Annotated in this window: 6 protein-coding genes; all 6 read right to left on the minus strand. The window is 66.3% G+C overall.

Going from position 1 to position 1,532, the window contains the following annotated elements; genetic code table 11:
- On the minus strand, positions 1-256 hold a 256-nt coding region (locus ACO2Q2_RS17435; protein WP_423257517.1), incomplete at its 3' end, for a hypothetical protein.
- A gap of 46 nt (positions 257-302) precedes the next feature.
- Entirely contained in the window at positions 303-533 is a 231-nt protein-coding gene (locus ACO2Q2_RS17440; RefSeq protein WP_423257518.1) for a hypothetical protein, read from the minus strand.
- Positions 530-715 carry a hypothetical protein gene (locus tag ACO2Q2_RS17445; RefSeq protein ID WP_423257519.1) on the minus strand — a complete coding sequence of 62 codons (186 nt, stop codon included), beginning with the start codon at positions 713-715 and terminating at the stop codon, positions 530-532. The genes ACO2Q2_RS17440 and ACO2Q2_RS17445 overlap by 4 nt, the downstream gene beginning before the upstream one ends.
- Positions 708-944, minus strand: a complete 237-nt coding sequence (locus tag ACO2Q2_RS17450; RefSeq protein ID WP_423257520.1) for a hypothetical protein — start codon at positions 942-944, stop codon at positions 708-710. The genes ACO2Q2_RS17445 and ACO2Q2_RS17450 overlap by 8 nt, the downstream gene beginning before the upstream one ends.
- A complete protein-coding gene (locus ACO2Q2_RS17455; RefSeq protein WP_423257521.1) occupies positions 941-1,129 on the minus strand; it encodes a hypothetical protein in 189 nt (62 codons plus the stop codon). The genes ACO2Q2_RS17450 and ACO2Q2_RS17455 overlap by 4 nt, the downstream gene beginning before the upstream one ends.
- Positions 1,126-1,473 carry a hypothetical protein gene (locus ACO2Q2_RS17460; protein ID WP_423257522.1) on the minus strand — a complete coding sequence of 116 codons (348 nt, stop codon included), beginning with the start codon at positions 1,471-1,473 and terminating at the stop codon, positions 1,126-1,128. The genes ACO2Q2_RS17455 and ACO2Q2_RS17460 overlap by 4 nt, the downstream gene beginning before the upstream one ends.
- Positions 1,474-1,532 lie beyond the last annotated feature (59 nt).

A 1,532-nucleotide genomic window follows, 5' to 3' on the forward strand; every position in this document is an offset into this window, starting at 1 on the left:
TGGCCTCGGCGTCGATCAGGCGGCAGCGCTCCAGCGCCGGGGCTTTGATCTCGACGCGCTTCCTCTCCAGGTCGGTGCGCAGGGTACGCAGCTCGGCGCGCGCCTCCTTGGCCGCCTTCATCTGCTTGGGCACCGTGACGTCGTACACCACGCCCTGATGGCGCTGGCGCAGATCGGCCAAAGCGGCCGCGGTCGGGGTGTACTCGGCGATCGCCGTCATGTTGCTGCCGGCGTCTTTGGTGGTGTTCTCGGTCATGTCGGATTCCTTGCCCGGATACGCCGGGCGGCGTGTGGGTGTTGGGTCAGGCGGACGCCTTGGCGTCCTTCGGGAGGGTGTTCGGGCGACCGTCGAGCGCGACCAGCACCTGCCGGCCGTCGACGAGGCGAACCTTCGGCGGCGCAGCTCCGGCGTTCTCGCGGTCCTGCATGCGCTGGGCGTGGGCGGCGCTGTAGCGGGCCATGCGCTCGGCGGCGGTCAGCGGCGTGCAGCCGGTGAAGCGGTGCGGCTTCGTGCGGAAGATGGCGAGCTTCATGCCTGCTCTCCGGTACGTTCCGCGTGCTCAATGATTTCGCGCAGGTCTTTCAGCTTGATCTTGTATTCGCGCGTCGGTGCTCCGGTGGGAGACACGAAAGGCCCAAACAGGACTCGGCTGCCAAGCGTCGCGAACGTTCCATGCCTACGCTCGTAGATGCACATCTTCACGAAGTCAGTCATGACGAACCCTCGGCTGAGGGTAGGCGACGGAATAGGTTCCATCTGGATGGCCGACGTAGTAGGTGGGCTCAAGAATTGATTCGCTGTTGGTAGAGACCGGACTGCTTTCGATTTCAGCCAGGTATTGCTCAGCGCGCTTACACAGAACCTGTTCAATTAGCGGAAGCAAATCAGATTTGATCAGGCGCTTAACCATCGGCATGACGGCGGCTGTTTTGTGGTTACTCATGCGGTCACCTCGGCGTGGTCCCCGAACCCGGCGTGCTCGACGCTCTCGAAGGGGGAGGGGACGAGTCCGCCGCGCTCCGCCGGGTCAGGGGGTGAAACTCGGTTCAGCCGCTTCAGCTCGGCGCACAGCGCCAGCCGCTCGGCGTCGGTCAGGTCGCAGTCGATCAGGTCGGAGAGGCCGCTCATGCCGCATCCCTCGCGAAGCCGCACTTGCGGTCGATGAAGTCCAGCAGCGGCTCACCCGGCCGGCGCACCATCTCGTCGCGCTTGCGCTGGGTGATGCGGGCCCGGACATGCGCACGGCGTCGCGCCTGGTTCTCGCGCAGGATTCGCCAGCCGTTCGGGTCACGCGTGCCGGCCGACTCGATCAGGCATTGCAACTGCCACCAGCGCCCGTGCTTCTGACGCCACAGGTCATAGGACGCGGCATTGCAGTCGCAGCCGGTTGTGCTGGGTGCCCGATGCGTCACCAGCCAGTCGGCCAGCTCCTTGCGCTCGCGGCGCGCAGCGTGCCACTGGGCGCGGTTCATGACGCGCTCCCGATGCGGGTGAGGGCGGCTTCGCGGCGCGCTTCAGCGTGCTCCAACGC

This window comes from Dyella sp. KRB-257 (assembly GCF_049445995.1).
Lineage (GTDB): Bacteria > Pseudomonadota > Gammaproteobacteria > Xanthomonadales > Rhodanobacteraceae > Dyella_A.

Coding starts and splice junctions, on each gene's coding strand:
- ACO2Q2_RS17445 (WP_423257519.1), bottom strand. CDS start 715: ATGACTGACTTCGTGAAGATGTGCATCTACGAGCGTAGGCATGGAACG.
- ACO2Q2_RS17440 (WP_423257518.1), bottom strand. CDS start 533: ATGAAGCTCGCCATCTTCCGCACGAAGCCGCACCGCTTCACCGGCTGC.
- ACO2Q2_RS17455 (WP_423257521.1), bottom strand. CDS start 1,129: ATGAGCGGCCTCTCCGACCTGATCGACTGCGACCTGACCGACGCCGAG.
- ACO2Q2_RS17460 (WP_423257522.1), bottom strand. CDS start 1,473: ATGAACCGCGCCCAGTGGCACGCTGCGCGCCGCGAGCGCAAGGAGCTG.
- ACO2Q2_RS17450 (WP_423257520.1), bottom strand. CDS start 944: ATGAGTAACCACAAAACAGCCGCCGTCATGCCGATGGTTAAGCGCCTG.